This window comes from Rhodanobacter sp. sgz306013, from assembly GCF_057031145.1.
In genome coordinates, this window is the sequence record NZ_JBXCIJ010000001.1 from 554,101 (window position 1) to 572,225 (window position 18,125).

The window sequence follows — 18,125 nt, forward strand, 5'->3', positions numbered from 1 at the left end:
GGCGGCAAGATAAAGCAAACGCGAATGATTCGCAATATTAAAATGGTGGCACGATGTCGCGGGCGCCGACCATGGTCGGCTCGGCAGCGGCGCTTCGCGGCGTTACCCTCGGAGACTTGTCGTCGCGAGGAGAACGGGGCAATGCGTATTCTGGTCGTGGGAGCCGGCGCCACCGGCGGCTATTTCGGCGGGCGCCTGCTGCAGGCGGGGCAGGATGTGACCTTCCTGGTGCGCGAGGAACGCGCACGGCTGCTCGCGCAGCATGGATTGCGCATCCGCAGCCCGCTGGGCGATGCCGACATCGCCGCGCCGCCCACGGTCACCGCGGCCATGCTGCGCGAACCCTTCGACTTGGTGCTGCTGAGCTGCAAGGCCTGGGACCTGCCGCAGGCGATCGCGGACATCGGGCCGGCCGTGGGCGGGCGCAGCGCGGTGCTGCCGATCCTCAACGGCATGCGCCAGCTCGACCTGCTCGATGCGCGCTTTGGCGCCGACCGGGTGCTGGGCGGGCAATGCGTGATCGCCGCCACGCTGGATGCCGACGGCGCCGTACGCCACCTCAACCGTTCGCACAGCCTCGGCTACGGCGAGCGCGACGGCAGCGAGTCGGAGCGCGTACAGCGCATCGCACAGGCGCTGGCCGGCGCGAACTTCGAATCCCGCGCGAGCAGCCATGTCGTGCAGGACATGTGGGACAAATGGGTGTTCCTCGCCAGCCTCGCCGGCATCACCTGCCTGATGCGCGCGCCGGTGGGCGACATCGTGGCTGCGCCCGGCGGCCGCGATGCGGCACTGGCCCTGCTCGACGACTGCCGTCGCGTCGCGGCGGCCTGCGACCACGAGCCGCGCGAGGCGGTGATCGCGCGCGCGCGCCAGATGCTCACCGAGGCCGGGTCCGGCTTCACGGCCTCGATGATGCGCGACCTGGAACAAGGCCACCGGGTCGAGGCCGACCACGTGATCGGCGACCTGCTGGCGCGCGGTGCGGCGCTGGGCGTGGAGACGCCGCTGTTGCGCCTGGCCTATGCACATCTGAAAGCCTACGAGGCGCGCCGGGCGCGATCCACGGATGGATCGCCCGCGGATCAGGCACCTCGTGCTTGATCCGCGGAGCCGGGTCCGCCCGGTTTCGGACTCATCGAGCCAAAAAAGGCAGGACAGCCTTTTTGGGCATCAGGCAAAGTTGCTGCTGCCTTGCCGTCGGCCTCGGGGGCTACGTCAAAACCCGTCAGCCACGGCGCAGCCTCACTGCACCTTGGCGAACTTCGCCTTGAGTTCCACGCCCGACATCAGGAAGCCCACGTGGCATTCGTAGTTCCGGCTGTCGCGGTATTCGCTGCCGTTGTAGTTGCTGACGATGTCGGTGACCGCGTTGGCGCCGACCTTCTTGGCATCGTCCTGCAAGGCGATCAGGACAGACTGCAGGGCCCAGTCGCAGGTCGCCTGGTCCTTCTTGCCGAACGCGTTGGTCTTGCGGGTGAGGTCCACGTTCTCGTTCACCACGGTGACCTGGCCAACGGGCGCGGTGCCGGCCAGGTAGAACTTCACGCTGCCGTCCAGCTTGCCGCTGGCGGTGGCGGCCTTCACCGCGTTGTCGAAGGGAAGATGCACCACCTTGTCGGCGGCGTGGCTGGCCATCGGTGCGGTGGCGAACAGGGCGGCGAAAACGAGGGTCTTGGCATGCATGCGGTGCTACTCCTTGGCTGCGTGATGACTTGCGGGTGGGGTGGATCGAGCGGCTGCGTCAGCACAGGCCGCCGTTGACGGCGAGCACCTGGCGGGTGATGTAGCCCGCCTCCGGGCTCATCAGGAAGGCCACCGCGGCGGCGACTTCCTCCGGCGTACCGGCACGCTGGGCGGGGATGGCTTTCAGGATTTCCTCCACGGGCACGTCGGCACCGAGCATGTCGGTGTCGATCAGGCCTGGCGCGACGCAGTTCACGGTGATCTTCCGTTTCGCCAGCTCCACCGCCAGCGCCTTCGCCGCGCCGATCACGCCGGCCTTCGAGGCGCTGTAGTTGACCTGGCCACGGTTGCCGACCAGGCCGGACACCGAGGTGATGCACACGATGCGCCCCGGCGTGCGGCGGCGGATCATCGGCATCACCAGCGGATGCAGCACGTTGTAGAAGCCATCGAGGTTGGTGCGCAGCACGCGGTCCCAGTCCTCGTCGCTGAGCGCGGGAAACGCGCCATCGCGGGTGAGCCCGGCGTTGCACACCACGCCGTAGGGCGCGCCGTGCTGCTCGACGTCGGCCTGCAGTGCGGCGCGACAGGCGTCGCGGTCGGCGATGTCGAACTGCAGCACGCGCGCGGCGCAGCCCATGCGCTCGATCTCCGCGCGCACCGCCTCGGCTTCGTCGCGCTTCGTGCGGCAATGCAGGATGAGGTCGTGGCCGGCCTGCGCCAGCCGCAGCGCGATCGCGCGGCCGATGCCGCGGCTGGAGCCGGTGACGAGGATGGTGTCAGCCATGCGGGGACTCCTTGGCGGAAGCTTGGAACAGGGCGCTGGCGTCGGGCGGGCTGAACACGGTGAGCCGTGCCTCGGCCAGCACGCCGGGCGCCTCGATGCGGCAGGCGAACACGCCCATGCCGCTGTCATCGTGGAAGTCGCGCCGCGCCTCGACGCGCAATTCGCTGCCGGGTGCAAACGCGGCCACGTTGCAGGTGTAGTGGCGGGTGCCGAGCAGGAAGCCCAGCCGCACGGGTTCGCCCGCCTGCTTCGCCCGGCAACCGGCCCAGACGGCGATGGCCTGGGCCATCAGTTCCATGCCCATCCATGCGGGCAGGCAGCCATCGGCATCGTGGAACAGGCCGCCAGCGGGCACGCGGCGGCTGCAAACGGCGTGCTCGGGGCCATGTTCCAGCACGGCATCGAGCAGGATCATCTCGCCTGCGTGCGGCAACAGTTCGGCGACCGGCCACGGCGTCATGCGGCGTCCCCGAGGATCAGGCAGGCATTGTTGCCGCCGAAGGCGAAGGAGCTGCTCATCAGCCGGTGCGGTTCGCCGTCGGACAGGCGCGCTCCCGCTTCGACGAAGCGCAACGCGGGAAGCTCAGGATCGGCCACGCCATCCCAATGCTGCGGCGGCAACCGGCCATCGCGCAGGCTGAGCCAGCAGAACGCGGCTTCCAGTGCACCGGCGGCGGCCAGCGTGTGGCCGGTGAGCGGCTTGGTCGAGGAACACGGCACGCCGTGCGGGAACACCGCGGCCACCGCCTGCGCCTCCATCGCATCGTTGTGCGTGGTGGCCGTGCCGTGCAGGTTGAGGTAGTCGATCTGCACGGGTTCCAGCCCGGCCTGCGCGAGCGCGGCGCGCATGGCCTGCTGCGCACCCAGGCCGGCCGGGTCGGGCGAGGACATGTGGTACGCGTCCGAGCTGGAGCCGGTGCCGAGCAACCGCACGGGCCCACGCTCGCGCGTCATCAGGAACAGCGCGGCTGCCTCGCCGATGTTGATGCCGCGCCGTTGGCGCGAGAACGGGTTGCAGCGCGCGGGATCCATCGCGCCCAGCGCATGGAAGCCGTTCAGCGGCAATCGCGCCAGCGTGTCCACGCCGCCGCACAGCACGGCATCGCAGAGGCCGTTGTCCAGCAGGCGTTGCGCGCTCGCCATCGCGCGCGCACCCGCGGTGCAGGCGGTGGAAATCGCGTAGCAGGGGCCGGCGAGGTCCAGCCAGTCGGCAAGGAACTCGGCGGGGCCGGCCAGCTCCTGGTGCGAGTAGCGGTATTCCATGGGCCACACGTTGTCGCGGCGCTGTGCGGCGAGGCCGTGGGTGGCGTCCTCGATGCCGCCGGTGCTGGTGCCCAGCACCACACCGACCCGCGCGGTGCCGTGGCTCGCGATGGCCGCGCGGATGTCCGCTTCGATTTCCTGCGCCGCGGCGAGCAGCAGGCGATTGCAGCGGTTGTCGCGCGTGGAGGCGAGCGCTCCCGTGATGGCAGGCAGCGGCGCGCGTACCGCGCCCAGCGGCGGCGCACGCTCCGGGATCCAGCCGGGTTCCGCGCGCAGCCCGTGCGTGCCGCCGGCGAACAGCGCCTCGGCCACCGCGGCCTTGCCCGCACCCAGCGCGCAGACCACGCCCAGCGCATTGAGGTAGGCGGCACTCATGCGGGCTTGCACGCGGCCACGTTCACCAGGGTTTCCTCGCGGCTGCCCGGCGGCGGTGGCGCGCGCAGGCCCCAGCGTTCGAGCAGCCCGAAGTCTTTCGCGCGGCTCCACCAGAGATACGGCAGCGAGACGTTGGCGTCGCCGAACTGGAAGCCTTGTGCGCGCAGCATCGCGAGGTAGCCGTCGGCGCTCTTCTGCACGTGCATCGGGTGGCGGAAGAACCAGCGGATCACCCAGCTGTCGATGTAGGCCTTGGTGGACTCGGCGAACAGCAGCCGGCCGCCGGGCTTCAGCACGCGCCAGAATTCGGCCAGCGCGCGTTCCTGCTCGACCAGGTGGTGGAAAGTCTGGTGGCAGAACAGCACGTCCACGCTGGCGTCGGCCAGGTCGATGTGCGCACAGTCGGCGGCGATCAGTTCCACCGCGATGCCTTCGCGCAGCGCCTCAGCGCGCGACAGCGCCAGGCTGTGCGGATCGGCGTCCAGCCCGATCAGCCGGTCCGGCGCGAAGGCATCGCGCAGCAGGCGGAACGACTTGCCCTGGCCACAGCCGGCGTCTAGCAGCACGCCGCCGCGCGGCAGCGGCCCGCCGACGAGGCGTTTCAGATCGTTGATCGCCACCCGCAGCACATGGTGCTGCCAGGTGCGCGTGGCGAGGAAGCGGAAACCGATACGGGTTTCCTCAACGTAGGTAGGGCTGGCGTAGGTCATGGGCTCGCATTGAAGAGTGCGGCCACGGATGGCCGCCCGTTTGATCTTCGCGATCATGGATGATCGCTGGAAATACAACGTTCGACAGCCTCGATCATCGCAGCCGGCGAGACCAGCTGCATCGCGCCGTCGGCCAGTCGCACCGCCACCTGCACGGTACTGGCGCGGGTGACGCGTTCGCCGCTGGCGGCGTCGGTGATCAGGTAATGGATCTTCAGGCGATTCTCCCATTCCACCAGGTCGGCGCGCACCCGCAGGCGTTGGCCGAAACGCGCGGCGCGGGCATAGCGAAGCTGCAGGTCGATCACCGGCCACGCATAGCCGGCGGCCTTCATCTGCGCGTAGTTGTGGCCGATGCGATCGAGCAGGGCGCAGCGGGCGATTTCCAGGTACTTCACGTAGTGGCCATGCCATACCACGTCCATCGAGTCGACGTCGAAGAACGGCACCACGACCTCGACCTCCGCGTGCAGTACGCCACGGCTACGCATCGGCGCCACCCCAATACGGATAGAAATTGAACCACTGCTGCGGCGCCAGCAGGCACCACTCGGCGAGACGGTCGGCGTAGCGCTGCGCCCATTCGGCGATGGCGGTGCCGCGTTGGCCGCGCGCCCACGCGGGCGCATCGAGGAAGCGTTCCAGCCGGATCTCGTAACGGTCCCCGCGCTTGACGCAGCACATCAGGTTGACCGGACAACCGAGCAGCCCGGCCAGCAGCCACGGCCCCTGCGCGAACGGAGCGGCATGGCCGAGGAAATCCACCGTCACGCGGCGGCCCTCGTGCAGCGGCACGCGGTCGCCAGCCATCGCCAGCCATTCGCCGCGCTCCAGCCGCTGCGAAAGGTCGAGCATCAGCGCGGCGTCCAGCTCGCTGACCTGGATCAGCCGCATGCGCTGCTCGCCCGCCTCGCCGAGCAGCCGGTTGAGATGCGCGACGTGGTGCGTGTGCACCAGCACGTTCAGCGGCACCTGCTCGCCCAGTTCGGCCAGTGCGCGGCAGACGTCGAGGTTGCCGAGGTGGGTACCCACCAGCAGTTGGCCGCGGCGGTTGTCGCGGCTGGCCAGCAGTTGCGCGCGGATGCCGTCGGGATCGATCAGCTGCACCTGTTCCAGTCGCAGCCTGCCGCGCCACACGTCGAGGCGGTCCAGCAGGCAGTCGGCGAAGGCCATGAACTGCGCGAACACGCGGCGCGGCGTCGGGCGCAGTTCGTCGCGCCCGCTCCAGTCGGCGAGGCGCTGCAGGTACCCGCGGATGCTGCGTCGCGCGCGGCGTCCGGTGATGAAGAAATACAGCACGATCAGGTGCAGCAGCGGCGACAGCAGGCGGCGCCCGCAACGCCGCGCCACGAAGGCGGTGAAGCGCATCAGCAGCAAGTTGCCGCGCTCGCGCTGCTCGGACCAGTGCCACGGAGCGGCTGGCTGCGCCTCGTTCATGCGATCGGCTCCAGCACGAGACGGCCGGAGGAATAGGCGGCCTCGCCCTCGCGATAGGCGAAGTGCAGCTTGCCGCGCGCGCGGTCGATGCGCAGCGTGAGCGTCACGCGGTCGTCCGGCCGCAGCAGGCGCTGGAACTTCAGCGCCTCCATCTCGCGGCACTGCGGCGAAGTGCCCAGGCGTGCGGCCGCCAGCTGCAGCGCCCAGGCGACCTGGACCGCGCCGGGCAGCACGGCCGCCCGCGGAAAGTGGCCGGGAAAATAGGCAAGGTCCGCGGGTACCTGCAGTTGCAGCGTGCATTCGTCGCCGCCGCATCGTTCGTCGAGGACCACGGGGCCGGTGCGTCGCGTGCTCATGCGCTCGCCCGCAGCCGCTTGCGCAGCAGCCATTCGCCGACGAACAGCGTCCCCATGATGAAGTACACGATCAGGCCGTTGTACAGCGTCCACCATGCCAGCGGCGCCCACAGCGTGAGTGCGGCCGACATGGCGGCATTGAACACGAAGAAGCTTACCCACACCCAGGTGACCTTGCGCGTGTAGGGAATCGCCGCGGCGGGCAAGTCCGGCTCGCGCACGCGGGCGATGCGCTCCACCACCGGCGGCCCGTACACCAGGCTCAGCCCGAACGTGAGCAGCAGGAACAGGCTGATCAGGGTGGGGTACCAGCGCAGCAGCGAGGATTCGCCGCTGACCGCCAGCAAGGCGCAATAGGCGAGCGCCACGCCCAGCATCCAGCGGCCGCCCGGCTCGCCCCACAGGAACGGCGCGCGCAGCAGCCACGCCGCGGCCAGCGCCAGCGCGAACACCGGCGGCGCCACGGTTTCCATGCCGAAATAGACCAGGAACGGATAGAGGATCCCGATCAGCGGCAACAGGATTGAGAGCCTGTTCATGGTTTCGCCCTGGTTCGCGTTGAGTCGTTGTGCCCGTGCAGTGGCTGTCCATGGCGCAGCGCCTGACTGGTGGTCAGGCCAAGCCATGGGCGGTCGCTGCGTGGGCACAGCGGCTCAACCCTGTGGGCCGGATCGGTTGGCAGGCGCCAGCCGATCCCGGCGCGGGCAGGGGAGAGGCCATGGACAGGCTCCGGAATCAGTTTGTGCATGCGGTCCGCTGGCTGGCGACGAAGGCGGCGAGACTGGCCACGCTCGCAAAATGACGGCGCGCATCCTTGTCGTCCGAAGCGATGCGGATGTCGTAGCGCTTCTGCAGCGCAAGCGCCAGTTCCAGCGCATCCACCGAGTCCAGCCCCAGCCCCTCGCCGAACAGCGGCTGTTGCGGCGGTATGTCGGCGGGCAGCAGGTCTTCGAGGTTCAGCGTGTCGATGATGAGCCGGGCGATCTCCTGCTCCAGCGCAGTATGGGCCAGCGCGGTATGGGTTGATGCGTTCACGTGGCGGCGAGCTCCCTGAGGAAGAGGTGGTGCAGGTGGTCGTTGAGGCGGCGCGAGGCGATCGGCAGTGCCGCGTCGGCGCGGAACGGAGCCAGGTCGATGTCCGCGCCCACGCGCAGCCGCACGCGGAAGCGGCAAGGCGGAATGTGGTGCCACGGCCGGCCCTTGGTCAGCGTAGGCGGGTCGACGGTGATGAACACGGGCGTCACCGTGCGCGCACCGCGCAACGCGATGGCCGCCGCGCCGCGGTGGAAGCGCGGCGGCTGGCCGGGCACCGTGCGCGTGCCCTCGGGAAACACGATCAGGCACTGACCTTCGCGCAGCACGTCGGCGGCGCGTTCGAGCATGTCCATGCTGCCGTCGTTGCCGATGTACTGCGCGGTGCGCACCGGGCCGCGGGTGCACGGATTGTCGAACAGCCCCTGCTTCACCACGCAGTTCGCGTCGCGGATCTGCGAGGCAAGGAAGACCACGTCGATCAGCGAGGGATGGTTCGCCACCACCAGCTGGCCGGGCCGCCCCAGCCGTTCCGCGCCCTCGATGGCGAAGTCCAGCACGCGGGTGCGGTACATGAACTGCACATGCAGGTGGAAGGCGTGGCTAATCGCGGCGCGCGCGCGCCGGCGCCGCGCCAGCGCGTCGCCGGGCAGGCAGGCCAGCAGCGGCAGCACCAGCACGCGCAGCAGCAGGCCGCCCAGGCCGAACAGCGCGAAACTCGCGCCGGTGGCTACCAGGCGCCAGGCCCAGGCGTCGCGACGTTGGCTCAGCGGATACGTTGCCAGCTCCATCGGCGTGTCTTCCAGTCGTGTCGGATCGAAGTTTCGCCGGCATGCAGGGCGCGCAGGAAATCCAATGCGTGCGGCCAGGCGCAGGCCGCCACGCCGTCGCCACGGGACTGCACCAGCCGCCAGTCACCCCCGGCGGGCGTCACCGAGCCCGTATCGATCTTCCCCAGCCGCAGCGCGACAGCATAGGAGAACGGCACGTCGGCGATCCACTGGGCATAGACGGGTGGCGGCAGCTCCTCGGCCACCACCACCAGGGCGGCGCGTGCGCCGGCCGCCAGTTGCAGCGCGCCTTCCAGCATGGCGTGCTCGAAGGTGTCGGCCTCGCCCGCGACCGCCACCGATTCGCCGCGCTGGCCGCGCAGGATCGACCACTGGCCCGCGATCGCGTTGTGCACCGACAGCCCGAAGGCGGTGGGCGACAGCGGCTGACCATCGGCCACCTCGCCGAGCAGTTGCCAGGTGCGCGGCGTTTCGCCGTGGCGCGAGCCGAACACGAAAGGCAGCTGCTCGGTGTCGCCGCACAGGGGCCATGCGGTTTCCATTGTCATCCGCGCCAGCCGGCTCAGCCGGCGGCGCTGCAGCACGGGCAGGAACGTGCAGGCCGGTTGCGCGAGGCCGTCGTCCGCCACCGCTTGTGGCGATTCGGCCCAGGCCTGCCAATCCGCGCCGCCTGCCAGGCCCGGTGCCCAGGCGCGCCACGCTTCGATGCGCAGCTCGATCATGCCCCGGCCCCGGCATGACGCTTGAACAGCAGGGCGGCGCAGCTGCCGCCGAAACCGAAGCTGCTGCTGAGCGCGGCGTCCACGCGCTGCGCACGGTTCGCGGCCAGCAGGGGCGCGCCGGCGAAGGCCGGGTCGGGATCGTCCAGCGGCGCGCCGGCGGCAAGGAAGCCGTGTTCCAGCATCAGCAGGCAGGCGATCGCGTCCAGTGCGCCCGCGGCCCCGGGCGCATGGCCGAGCAGGCCCTTGATCGAGGAGATCGGCGGCAACGGCATGCCGCATTCGGCGAACACGGTGGCGATGGCCTGCCATTCGGCGAGGTCGCCCGGAGTGCCGCAGGCATGCGCATTGACGTAGTCGGGGCGCACGCCGGAACGATCCAGCGCCTGCCGCAGCGCGCGGGCGATGCCAGCGGTGCCGGGGCCGGCGATGCTGGCCGCATCGGTGGCGCTGCCGTAGCCGGCCAGTTCCGCGAGTACGCGCGCGCCGCGCGCGTGCGCGTGTTCCATCGATTCCAGCACCAGCACGCCCGCACCCGCCGCCAGCGCGAAGCCGTCGCGCTCGCGATGGAACGGGCGCGAGGCGCGCGCCGGTTCCGCCTGCGGTGACAGCGCACCCATCGCGTCGAACCACATCGCGGTGCTCGGGTGCAGTTCCTCGGCGCCGCCGGTGATCACCAGGTTCTGTCGCCCGGACTGCACCAGTTCCATGGCATGCCCGATCGCCTGCGTCGCGCTGGTGCAGGCCGAGCTGATCGTGTAGCTGCTGCCGCCAACGCCGTAGGCCTGGGCGAGCCCGGCCGACAGCGCGCTGCTCATCCCGCGCGGCACGAGGAAGGGGGAAAGTTTCGCGATGCCGCGGGCGCGATGGCTTTCCAGTGCTCCCTCGTGCTCGCTGAGCGCGGCGCCGCCGCCGAGCACCAGGCCGCAGTCGGCTCCGGCCAGGCGCTGCAGCGGCACGCCGGCCTGCGCCAGCGCCTCGTTGGCCGCATGCCAGGCATACAGCGCGGGAGGAGCCAGGAAGCGGCGCAGCTTGCGTGGCGGCTCCGGCGGCAGCGCCGCTTCGTCCACCGGGCCGCCGACCGTGCCGCGCATGCCCAGCGCGGCAAAGGCATCCATGGTGCGCAGGCCATGTCGCCGCGTGCGCAGTGCGTCGAGCAGCGCGGGCACGCCCGTGCCCACGCAGCTCACCGCGCCCATGCCGGTGACCGCGACGCGTGGCAGGCCGCGTGCGTCGGCGAGATGCATCAATCGACCGCCCTGAAGATCAGCGAGGTGTTGATGCCGCCGAACGCAAAGTTGTTGTTCATCACCACGTCGGTGGCGATGGCGCGACCCGTGCCGGTGAGGTAATCCAGCTCGGCGCAGTCGGCGGCGCATTCGTCGAGGTTCAAGGTGGGTGCGAACCAGCCCTCGCGCATCATCCGGATCGCCCACCAGGACTCCAGCGCGCCGCAGGCACCCAGCGTGTGGCCCACGTAGCTCTTTATCGCGCTGATCGGCGTGCGCGTGCCCAGCACTTCGGCGGTGGCGTGGCTCTCGGCCACGTCGCCGCGGTCGGTGGCGGTGCCGTGGGCGCTGACGTAGCCGATGGCGCTGGCCGGCAACCGGGCGTCGTCCAGCGCGAGACGCATCGCCGTCGCCATCGTCTCGGCGGTGGGCTGGGTGATGTGGGCACCGTCCGAGTTGGAGCCGAAGCCGACCACCTCGGCGTGGATCGTGGCGCCGCGCGCCTTCGCGTGCTCGTACTCCTCGAGCACCAGGGTACTGGCGCCTTCGCCCACCACCAGGCCGTCGCGCCGCGCGTCGAACGGGCGCGGAGTGAGTGCCGGTTCGTCGTTGCGCGTGCTGGTGGCGAACAAGGTGTCGAACACCGCGGCACCGGGGCCGGAGAGTTCCTCCGCGCCGCCGCACAGCATCAGCTTCTGCTTGCCGTAGCGGACCGCCTCGTAGCCGTAGCCGATCGCCTGGCTGCCGGAGGTGCAGGCGCTGGAGGTGGGGATCACGCGGCCTTTCAGGCCGAAGAACACACCCACGTTCACCGCCGTGGTATGCCCCATCATCTGGATGTAGCTGGTCGCGGTGACGCCTTGCATGGAGCCGGTATCCAGCATGCGCCCCATCACCCGCACCGGCTCCACGCTGCCGCCGGAGGAGCCGTAGGCCACGCCCATGCGGCCGTCGCGGATGCTTGCGTCGTCGAGCAGCCCGGCGTCGCGCAGCGCATGTTCGCTGGCGGCCACGGCAAACTGCGAGACGCGGCCCATAGAGCGGGTCTTCTGGCGCGGCCAGGCCGGCGTCGCGAAGTCGTCCACCGGGCAGCCGAGGCGGCCGTTCAGCGCGTCGAAGTAATCCCATTCGTGCATGCGGCGCACCGCATTGCGGTGCTGGCGCAGGCGGGCGGAGATCGTGGCCCAGTCGTGGCCGAGGGGCGTGATGCCGCCCATGCCGGTGACGACGACGCGTTTCATGCGTGAGATTCCTCGGCCGGAATCGGCCTGATATTTCGTCCGCCTGCCGGCGGGCGAGTTACTTTCTCTTGCGTGCCCAAGAGAAAGTAACCAAAGAGAAGGGCACCCCGGTTGGCGCTTGCCGGGCTCCTGCCCGGCAAGTCCGTGAGGCGGGTTCGGACTTTTCGAGCGGGCTCCTGCCCGCGCGAAAAGGCGAGCCCATCCCTGGGCTCGCCCGCTGCGCGGCCTGGTCGTCCCCGCCTCACCGCCGCCCAGGGGCCCCGGAAAAGCAGGCGCGCGTCGTGCGCGCCAGAAGCAACGGCAAAAGCTAAACGCGGCGCGCCGCGAGCTCGCTGCTTTTGCTCTGCTTCCGTTTCTGCGCGCCGGGAGCGCGCTGCTCTACCCGGGGCCCCTATGGCGCGGCGGGTGGGTGGAGGAAAGTCCGCAGGATGGCCCGCATGGATGCGGGCCAGTTTTCCGCTGGCACACGGAGGTGCCGTCGGAAAACCCCGCAACCCGCTCGCGCACCCGCAGGGCAGGATGCCCGGAGGGCGCGCCATCGGGGTGGCCTCTCTTTTACTCCGGGCATCCTGCCCTTCGCCCTTCGGGTCGGCTTCGCCGTTCACGCGCGCTCCAGGCGCGCGTGTGGTTACTTTTCTCGGGCCCCGACAGGGGCTCGAAACCCCGGCCACAGCCCGGCAAGCTACCGTAGCGCGAATCATGGCGTGACCTCGCCATCGGCCCGGCTCGCCGGTACCAGCACCGCGGTGAAGGCGATGCCGAGTAGCAGGGTGAGGCCGAAATCCCGCAGCGCTGGCAACGAACTCAGCGAGAGAAGCCCGAACGAGAGCAGCGCCGTGAGCGCGGAAAGCAGCACGCTGGCGTACATCGCACCGGGCTTGTCGGCGGTGTGCGGTTCGCCTTCGTGCAGGAACACCGCGTAGTTCGCACCCACCCCCAGCACCAGCATCAACGCCATCCAGTGGAACAGGCTGAGCGGCTGGCCGAGGTAGCCCAGCGCGGCAAGGGTGAGCGCGATGCCCAGCACCGGCGGGGCCAGCACGCGCGGCGCGCGGCGCCAGCCGTAGCGCCAGCCGAACACCGGCACGATCAGCAGCACGGCGGCGAGCAGCCACACGCTGGCGTAGCCGCGGTAGCGTCCGAACAGGTGGGACACACTGGCCGCCTTGTCGACCAGGCTCACGCCGGGCAGGCCGGCGGCGGCCTGCGCAAGCAGGGCCGCATCGTCGCCGCCCTGCGGCAGCACCAGCGAGGCGCAGCCCCGCGCGGCGCAGCCCATCCACAACTGCCGGAACGGGATGGACAGCGTGGTCTTCAGCCAGTCGCCCAGTTGCAGCGGCGTGCCAGGCCACGCGGCGATCCAGCCGTCGATGGCGTCGGTGCGGAAGCCAGCGTCGGCCAGGGTCTGGCGCAGGCGCGCGGGGTCGTCGAACAGCCGCGCGAGCACGGCGTGATCCCGCGCCTGCCGCGCCTGCGAAGGTGCCATGCCGGCCAGGCCCAGCCAGCCGTCCAGCTTGCCTTTATCCACCAGGGCCTGCAGGCGTGCCTCCAGCGCCTCCTCGCGTTCGAGGGTCTGCTCGGTGTCCTTGCCCTGCACCAGGTAGAACTGACTGCCGTTGCCGAGGCCGGTGAGTTCGCGGATCTGCGCTTCCTGTTGCTGCAGCGCGGCCGGTTGCGCAATCAGGCGATGCACGTCGTCGTCGTGGCGCAGCTGCAGCCAGCCGGGCAGCGCGAGTGCCAGCAACAGCAGCACCGCCAACATGCCGCGCCAGCCGCGTGCGGGAGCGGCCAGCGCGCGCTGCAGCGCCAGCGCGCCGCGCACCAGCGTACCGTTCATCGGCCTGGCCGGGCGCTGCAACAGGGCCGGCAGCAGCCAGAACACGCTGAGGCAGGCGGCACTCATGCCGCTGATCGCGAACACCGCCATCTGCCGGAGCGCGGGGAACGGCACCAGCCCCAGCAGGGCATAACCCAGCAAGGAGGTGGCCAGCGCCAGCAGGAGGGCGGCACGCACCTGGCGCAGGCCCGCGCCCGCTTGCCACTGGGAGCCGGCGTTGGCGCGCGCGCTGAGATACTGGATCGAGTAGTCCACGGCCTCGCCCAGCAGCGCCGCGCCGAATACCAGGGTGAGCAGGTAGATCTGGCCGAACACCAGCAGCGAGAGGGTGGTGGCCGCCACTACGCCTACGGCGGTGGAGAGGAAGGCGAGCAGCAGCGGCCCGGGCGACCGGAACACCGCCAGCAGCAGCAGGGCAATGCCGATCGAGGAAATCCAACCCACCATGTGCACGTCGCGCTCGGCGCCGGCGCGCGCGGCAGCGGCGTAGAACACGGCGCCGGTGCGCAACAGGCGGGTGCCGGGGTAGTCGCGCCGGATACGCTGTTCCGCCCCGTCCAGTGCAGCCAGTACGCGGTGCTGCACCTCGTCGGAGTAGGACGAGCCGCGCAGGGTGGCGGTGACCAGTACGCAGGTCGTCTCGCCGCGGTGCGCCACCAGCAGGTCGTCCTCGGGCACCAGCGGCGAACGGCTCCACGGCTGCTGCGCCAGCCAGTGCTGCAGCCAGCCGAAGGGGTCCTGCGCCAGCGTCACGCCCACGCCGGTGAGGAAAGGCTCGTTGAGCCGTTGCGCCAGGGCCCGCGCCGGGTCGTAGCCGGGCGTGGCCAGTGCCTTGCGGTCGGCGTCGGCGAGCAGCCAGTCGCGGTGGGCGAGGTAGGGCGCACTCATCTGCGCGAGATCGAACGGCGGCAGTTCGGCCACGACCCGGTCGAACACCGGCTGCGCGGCCAGCGCCTTGCCCAGTGCGCGGGCGGCGTCCTTGGCGCGCGCGTCATCGGCGTTCTCCACCAGCAGCACTATGCGGTCGCCGTTGGCATGGGCCAGCCGCTCCACCGCGGCCTCCGCCAGCGGGTTCTGTTCGGTGGCGGGCAGCATGGCCAGTAGGTCGGTCTGGATTGGCAGCGGGCCGCGGCCGAACAGCAGGTATGCCCCCCATGCCGCGACCAGCACGCTTGCGAGCGCGAACAGCCCGGCGCGCAGCTTGAGCGTGCGCGCTGTCATGGCAGGCCGAGTGCGCGCTTTTCCAGCACCACCAGCGGGCCGGCATCGCGGGTGTGTGCAAAGCGGATCTCGGTGCGTGCACCGTCCTGCATGGCGATGGTGATGCCTTGCAGGTAGTCGTCTCCCTGCAGCTCGATGCTGCCGAGCACGCGCGCCACGCGCTCCTGCCTGGGCACGAAACGCAGGGTCCATTGCGAGGGCGCGCCGCTGGCCTCGACGCTGAACTGGCGCAGCGCCTCGTCCAGCTTGCCGCCCAGCATGCCTTGCAGCATCTGCGACACCTGGCTGACACCGCGATCGCCCCGCATGGGATGGGCGCTGCCGTCCGCGTCGATGCGCGCGCTGCGGCTGCCGGTGAGCGCGATGGTTTCCCGGTAGGGCGAAACCGTCTGCCACAGCATGCCGTGGCCGAGCACGAACAACAGGCGGCCCTGGCTTACCTGCGGCCTGGTCAGCGCGGGATTGCTGCGGGTCTGGGTGAAGTCGGCGCGCACCGCGGCGTGCCGCCCCAGTTCGGCCAGCACGTCCTGCAACAAGGCGTTGTCCGCCTGCGCATGGGCGAGCGGTGCAAGGCAGCACAGTAACAACAGGGTCATCAGGCGACGCATGCGGGTTCTCCACGCCAGCGGCGCCACAACAACCGCGGCGCCCGGGGCAGCATGCCAAGCAACAGCCGCGTGTGCATCGCCGAGATGCGCAGGTTGTCGCGGAACATGCGGAAGTGGGACAAACCATTTGCCGGATAGATCACCCGGGTCGGCAGGTTGACCACCGGCACGCCGCGCCAGGCCAGGCGCACCGCGGTCTCGGTGTCGAAGTCCATGCGCGCGGGCAACGGCTTGCGCGCGATCTCGGCGCATACGGCTGCCAGCGGGTACAGGCGATAGCCGCACATCGAATCGCGGATCGCCAGTGACAGGGTTTCCAGCCATACGCAGACGTGGGTTATGTAACGCCCGTACAGCCGCGCGCGCGGCACGCTGGCGTCGTAAAGCGGCGCGCCGCAGACCAGTGCCTCGGGGCGCGCGCGCGACTCGGCAAGGAAGCGCGGTGCGTCGGCGGTGTCATGCTGGCCGTCGGCGTCGATCTGCAGTGCGTGCGTGTAGCCGGCCGCATACGCGGCACGCAGGCCGGTGTCGAGCGCGCGGCCCTTGCCCTGGTTGTGGGGCAGCCGCAGCAGTCGCACCTCGTCGGTATCGCGCACCAGTGCGTCGAGCACGTTGCGCGTGGCGGCGTCGCTGCCGTCGTCGACGATCAGCACGGGCAGTCCATGCGCGCGCAACGCCTGCACGGTGGCCGCGATGGTGCTGCCGTGGTTGTAGATCGGGATCAGCGCGCAGGGAGCGAAGCGGCCGCAGGCGTCCGGCATGGCCCGGCTCAGCGTTCGAGCAGGCCGCGCACCGTGCCCACCACGTCGCCCACGGTGCGCACGTTCTTGAAGTCCTCCGGCTTGATCCGCATGCCGGTCATCTCCTGCACCTGGATCGCCAGGTCCACCGCGTCGATGCTGTCCAGGCCGAGGTCGGTGAACAGGTGAGCGGACGGCATGACCCGCGCCGGCTCGATCTCGAAAGTGTCGCGCAGCACTTCGCGCAGACGTTCGAGGATGTCCGCGTCGCTGATGCCGGTTGCCAGGATGGTGCTCATAGCGCGTTCTGCTCTTGTTGTTCCATGCGTGTCGTGACGCCTTCCGGGGCGGTTGTTCCGTGCGGGGCGGGCGGGCCGCTGCCGGCGGCACTTTGCCCGGACCGGCATCGGCGATGCCGGTCTTCCCGACGAGATGGATCCCCTGTGTCGCGGATGCCGACCGGAGCCGCGTGCCGCCACCCGGCGCAGTGTAACAGAGCCCCGCCGCCGACCGGACATGACGGACGGCAGGGCGGCGGCAATGAAAAGGCCGCCTTGCGGCGGCCTTTCGTGCTGTCCGGAGATGCAAGGCGGGCTCACTGGCCGCGCATGCGGCCCTGGAAGCGGGTGCCGCCGTTGCCCATGTGCGGCAGCTTGATCTTGCCGATCGCGCTGATGCGCTCCTCGGCCAGGCGGTCGGCCGCCTTGTAGGTCGGCACGCCCTGGGTCTTGCTGATCTCGAAGATGCGGCCCAGGTTGTAGTAGATCGTGCGCATCATGCGCATCGCGCGCTCGCGGTTGTAGCCGTCGATCTCCAGCGAGACGTTCATCACGCCGCCGGCGTTGACCGCGTAGTCCGGCGCGTACAGCACGCCGCGGCGGGTCAGCTCGTCGCCGATCGCGTCGGTGGCCAGCTGGTTGTTGGCCGCGCCGCAGATGATCTTGGCCTTGATGCGGTCGATGGTCTGCTCGTTGACGGTGCCGCCCAGCGCGCAGGGCGAGTAGACGTCGGCGTCCACGTCATAGATCTCGTCCAGTCCCACGGCCTCGCAACCCAGCTCGTCGACGCAGCGCTGCACCGCGTCCTTGTTGATGTCGGTGACGAACACCTTGGCGCCCTGCTCGCGCAGCAGCTTGATGAACTCGCTGCCCACATGGCCGCAGCCCTGCACCGCGAAGCTGTACTTGCCCACGTCCTCGTTGCCGTGCTTGAAGTTCAGCGCGGCCATCAGGCCCTGCAGGGTGCCGAACGCGGTGAACGGCGAGGGATCGCCCGAGCCGCCGTGCACCTGGTGCACGCCGGTGACGTACTCGGTCTCGCGGAACACGTACTCCATGTCGTTGACGTCGATACCGACGTCCTCGGCCGTGATGTAGCGGCCGTTGAGCGAGTTGACGAAGCGGCCGAACGCGCGGAACAGCGCCTCGGACTTGTCCTTGGAGGGATCGCCGATGATCACCGCCTTGCCGCCGCCCAGGTTCAGTCCGGCCACGGCGTTCTTGTAGGTCATGCCGCGCGACAGGCGCAGCACGTCGTTCACGGCTTCCTGCTCGGTCTTGTACGGCCACATGCGCAGGCCGCCGAGCGCGGGGCCCAGCACCGTGTTGTGGATCGCGATGATGGCCTTCAGGCCGGCGTCCTTGTTGTGGCAGAAGACGACTTCTTCGTGACCCGTGTTGGCGATGGTTTCGAAAATCATTGGTACGGCGACTCCATGGAGAGGTGCCCGCGGGCATCCAGGACGACGGCATCGCAGCGATGGCCGCCGGGGAACAGCAACTGCACGGATGCGTCGCTCCGGACGGGCCGGCGCGACGAACCAAGTCGACCATTCTAGTACGGCGCTCCGCGCGGGCCGTGCGGCGGCGCAGCAAGGCAGTGTCCGCGCGCGATCCTTAACGTGAATGCCGGCTGAATGTTTCCGGTGGGCGTGCCTGTCTTTCATGCGCCGTTGCGCATTGGGTAGTGAGAGGAAAACTCGGTGGCGATCGTTCCGCCGCGCTGGCCATGCCCGCGCGTGCCGGTGCGGCATGCGCCCCGGGATCAGGCTCGGCGGGGAACCGTGGCGCGCGAGGCCATCGCGCGGCGCCGTC

20 protein-coding genes are annotated in these 18,125 nt (G+C 70.1%); 1 reads left to right on the forward strand and 19 read right to left on the reverse strand.

The window, feature by feature from the left end:
- The first annotated feature begins 141 nt into the window (after window positions 1-141).
- A complete protein-coding gene (gene panE / locus AC2EWF_RS02560) occupies window positions 142-1,104 on the forward strand; it encodes a 2-dehydropantoate 2-reductase (protein WP_483637786.1) in 963 nt (320 codons plus the stop codon).
- A 141-nt stretch (window positions 1,105-1,245) separates the two neighbouring features.
- On the opposite strand, the gene AC2EWF_RS02565 is transcribed toward panE, so the two are convergent.
- The 19 genes from AC2EWF_RS02565 to AC2EWF_RS02655 all read right to left on the reverse strand — a co-directional run bounded on the left by AC2EWF_RS02565 (window position 1,246) and on the right by AC2EWF_RS02655 (window position 17,731).
- Window positions 1,246-1,686, reverse strand: a complete 441-nt coding sequence (locus AC2EWF_RS02565) for an excinuclease (protein ID WP_483637787.1) — start codon at window positions 1,684-1,686, stop codon at window positions 1,246-1,248.
- 58 nt (window positions 1,687-1,744) lie between these two features.
- Window positions 1,745-2,473 (reverse strand): 3-oxoacyl-ACP reductase FabG, encoded by a 729-nt coding sequence (fabG, locus tag AC2EWF_RS02570; RefSeq protein WP_483637788.1) that lies wholly within the window; start codon window positions 2,471-2,473, stop codon window positions 1,745-1,747.
- Window positions 2,466-2,933 (reverse strand): hotdog family protein, encoded by a 468-nt coding sequence (locus AC2EWF_RS02575; protein ID WP_483637789.1) that lies wholly within the window; start codon window positions 2,931-2,933, stop codon window positions 2,466-2,468. The genes fabG and AC2EWF_RS02575 overlap by 8 nt, the downstream gene beginning before the upstream one ends.
- Window positions 2,930-4,111 carry a beta-ketoacyl-ACP synthase gene (locus AC2EWF_RS02580; protein WP_483637790.1) on the reverse strand — a complete coding sequence of 394 codons (1,182 nt, stop codon included), beginning with the start codon at window positions 4,109-4,111 and terminating at the stop codon, window positions 2,930-2,932. The genes AC2EWF_RS02575 and AC2EWF_RS02580 overlap by 4 nt, the downstream gene beginning before the upstream one ends.
- On the reverse strand, window positions 4,108-4,821 hold the full coding sequence (locus AC2EWF_RS02585; protein ID WP_483637791.1) for a class I SAM-dependent methyltransferase: 714 nt from the start codon (window positions 4,819-4,821) through the stop codon (window positions 4,108-4,110). Before AC2EWF_RS02585 ends, AC2EWF_RS02580 begins: the two co-directional genes overlap by 4 nt.
- Before the next feature lie 53 nt (window positions 4,822-4,874).
- Complete coding sequence (locus AC2EWF_RS02590) at window positions 4,875-5,312, reverse strand: acyl-CoA thioesterase (protein WP_483637792.1); 438 nt, start codon at window positions 5,310-5,312, stop codon at window positions 4,875-4,877.
- A complete protein-coding gene (locus AC2EWF_RS02595) occupies window positions 5,305-6,258 on the reverse strand; it encodes an LpxL/LpxP family acyltransferase (protein ID WP_483637793.1) in 954 nt (317 codons plus the stop codon). The genes AC2EWF_RS02590 and AC2EWF_RS02595 overlap by 8 nt, the downstream gene beginning before the upstream one ends.
- A complete protein-coding gene (locus tag AC2EWF_RS02600) occupies window positions 6,255-6,614 on the reverse strand; it encodes an ApeI family dehydratase (RefSeq protein WP_483637794.1) in 360 nt (119 codons plus the stop codon). Before AC2EWF_RS02600 ends, AC2EWF_RS02595 begins: the two co-directional genes overlap by 4 nt.
- Window positions 6,611-7,153: a COG4648 family protein gene (locus tag AC2EWF_RS02605; RefSeq protein WP_483637795.1), complete on the reverse strand. Its 543-nt coding sequence runs from the start codon at window positions 7,151-7,153 to the stop codon at window positions 6,611-6,613. The genes AC2EWF_RS02600 and AC2EWF_RS02605 overlap by 4 nt, the downstream gene beginning before the upstream one ends.
- A gap of 196 nt (window positions 7,154-7,349) precedes the next feature.
- Window positions 7,350-7,649, reverse strand: coding sequence for a phosphopantetheine-binding protein (locus tag AC2EWF_RS02610; protein ID WP_483637796.1), 300 nt, complete (start codon window positions 7,647-7,649; stop codon window positions 7,350-7,352).
- On the reverse strand, window positions 7,646-8,437 hold the full coding sequence (locus AC2EWF_RS02615; RefSeq protein WP_483637797.1) for a lysophospholipid acyltransferase family protein: 792 nt from the start codon (window positions 8,435-8,437) through the stop codon (window positions 7,646-7,648). The genes AC2EWF_RS02610 and AC2EWF_RS02615 overlap by 4 nt, the downstream gene beginning before the upstream one ends.
- Complete coding sequence (locus AC2EWF_RS02620) at window positions 8,413-9,159, reverse strand: beta-ketoacyl synthase chain length factor (protein WP_483637798.1); 747 nt, start codon at window positions 9,157-9,159, stop codon at window positions 8,413-8,415. Before AC2EWF_RS02620 ends, AC2EWF_RS02615 begins: the two co-directional genes overlap by 25 nt.
- Entirely contained in the window at window positions 9,156-10,403 is a 1,248-nt protein-coding gene (locus AC2EWF_RS02625; RefSeq protein WP_483637799.1) for a beta-ketoacyl-[acyl-carrier-protein] synthase family protein, read from the reverse strand. Before AC2EWF_RS02625 ends, AC2EWF_RS02620 begins: the two co-directional genes overlap by 4 nt.
- Complete coding sequence (locus tag AC2EWF_RS02630) at window positions 10,403-11,626, reverse strand: beta-ketoacyl-ACP synthase (RefSeq protein ID WP_483637800.1); 1,224 nt, start codon at window positions 11,624-11,626, stop codon at window positions 10,403-10,405. Before AC2EWF_RS02630 ends, AC2EWF_RS02625 begins: the two co-directional genes overlap by 1 nt.
- 697 nt (window positions 11,627-12,323) lie before the next feature.
- On the reverse strand, window positions 12,324-14,684 hold the full coding sequence (locus AC2EWF_RS02635; RefSeq protein WP_483637801.1) for an MMPL family transporter: 2,361 nt from the start codon (window positions 14,682-14,684) through the stop codon (window positions 12,324-12,326).
- Entirely contained in the window at window positions 14,681-15,292 is a 612-nt protein-coding gene (locus tag AC2EWF_RS02640) for a LolA family protein (protein ID WP_483637802.1), read from the reverse strand. Before AC2EWF_RS02640 ends, AC2EWF_RS02635 begins: the two co-directional genes overlap by 4 nt.
- Complete coding sequence (locus AC2EWF_RS02645) at window positions 15,280-16,053, reverse strand: glycosyltransferase family 2 protein (RefSeq protein ID WP_483637803.1); 774 nt, start codon at window positions 16,051-16,053, stop codon at window positions 15,280-15,282. Before AC2EWF_RS02645 ends, AC2EWF_RS02640 begins: the two co-directional genes overlap by 13 nt.
- Before the next feature lie 8 nt (window positions 16,054-16,061).
- Complete coding sequence (locus AC2EWF_RS02650) at window positions 16,062-16,331, reverse strand: acyl carrier protein (protein WP_483637804.1); 270 nt, start codon at window positions 16,329-16,331, stop codon at window positions 16,062-16,064.
- A 296-nt stretch (window positions 16,332-16,627) separates the two neighbouring features.
- Complete coding sequence (locus AC2EWF_RS02655) at window positions 16,628-17,731, reverse strand: Glu/Leu/Phe/Val dehydrogenase dimerization domain-containing protein (RefSeq protein ID WP_483637805.1); 1,104 nt, start codon at window positions 17,729-17,731, stop codon at window positions 16,628-16,630.
- Between the last annotated feature and the right edge of the window lie 394 nt (window positions 17,732-18,125).